The 1,613-nt window shown below is 69.7% G+C and carries 1 protein-coding gene; it reads left to right on the top strand.

Annotation, left to right across the window (positions count from 1 at the left end):
- The first annotated feature begins 143 nt into the window (after positions 1 to 143).
- Complete coding sequence (locus ACIP5W_RS35715; protein WP_401482249.1) at positions 144 to 1,601, top strand: NF041680 family putative transposase; 1,458 nt, start codon at positions 144 to 146, stop codon at positions 1,599 to 1,601.
- Positions 1,602 to 1,613: the final 12 nt, after the last annotated feature.

Here is a 1,613-nt window from a genome sequence, read left to right as displayed (position 1 = left end):
CTAGCTTGATCTTTAACGTGCGCCGTCGAACGGTGCGTCGTACTTGATCACTCGGTTCGGTAACTGCCGTACGTGGAAGCGGCCTTCGTCTGAACATGTGCTCCGACCAAGGAACACACACGTCCAGCACGAAGGCCGTGAGGATGAGTCTGCAACATCACGATGCCCGGCGAGAGCCGTTGGCGGATCTGTCCTGCTTCCGGGGCGAGTTCTACTCGTGTCTCAACGCCCGTTCGGACGCCCTGTTCGAGCTTGCGGATGCGGTGTTGTGCGGGGACGGGCCGGTGAGGTCGCTGGCCGAGCTGTCGCTGGTGGGCGAACACCGCCGCGGGCACGGAGGGCTCTACGCCGCGCTCGCCCAGGGCCGGATCGACGCGGACCGGATGCGGCGGTCCCTGGCTTCGGTGCCGCTGCCCCGGTCGGCGGACGGCCGGCTGGTCCTGGCTGTCGATGTCACCTGCTGGCTGCGGCCGGACGCTCACACCTCACCGGAGCGGATCCTGTGCCATACCTACGGTCGGGGGAAGGACCAGCACATCCCGGTTCCCGGCTGGCCCTACTCGATCGTCTGCGCGCTCGAGCCGGGCCGCAGCTCGTGGACCGCGCCCCTGGACGCGTTGCGTCTGGCGCCCGGGGATGACGCCGCCACCGTCACCGCCCGGCAGCTGCGTGACCTGGTTGAGCGGCTGATCACCGCAGGTCAGTGGCGGACGGGTGACCCAGGCATCCTCGTCATCGCGGACGCTGGATACGACGCGCCCCGCCTGGCCCATCTCCTGCAGGACCTGCCGGTGCAGGTGCTGGCCAGGATGCGCTCGGACCGCGTCCTGCGCAGGCCGACCCCGCCGCGGCAGCCTCACACCAGGGGCCGGCCGCCCCGGCATGGCGGCGAGTTCGTCTTCGGACAGCCCGACACCTGGGGCACCCCGGACAACGAAACCGTCACCGACACACGCCTCTACGGCACTGCCCTCGCCCGGTCCTGGGACCGGCTCCACCCCAAGCTCACCCACCGCTCGTCCTGGGCAACAGCCGACGGCATCCTCCCGATCGTCGAAGGCACCGTGATCCGCCTGGACATCGAGCACCTCCCCAGCGGAGCCACCCCGAAGCCGGTCTGGCTGTGGTGGTCCGGCACCGCCGCAGACGCCGCCGGCACCGACCGGCTCTGGCAGGCTTACCTGCGTCGTTTCGACATCGAGCACACCTTCCGTCTGTTCAAGCAGACTCTCGGCTGGACCTGCCCGAAGATCCGCACCCCCGAGGCGGCGGACCGCTGGACCTGGCTGATCCTCGCCGCCTACACCCAACTCCGCCTCGCCCGGCCACTGGCAGCCGACCGGCGTCGCCCATGGGAGAGGCCCGTTCCCCCGGACAGACTGACCCCGGCACGCGTCCGCCGCGACTTCCGGCACATCCGCCCCAAAGTGCTCTGCCCGGCCGGGGCACCGAAATCCAACCGCCCCGGACCTGGACGGCCTCCCGGCCGAAAGAACACCCGGCCCACTCCACGCCACGACGTCCACACACCCCGCAAGACGGGCACCACTACGTCCCGGGCCAAGAAGTCGACCACTCCGCGCCCACGCCGCACAGGTTAAAGATCAAGCTAG

The sequence above is a fragment of the Streptomyces sp. NPDC088766 genome, assembly GCF_044750845.1.
Lineage (GTDB): Bacteria > Actinomycetota > Actinomycetes > Streptomycetales > Streptomycetaceae > Streptomyces.
This window is presented reverse-complemented; position numbering and strand designations above follow the sequence as displayed.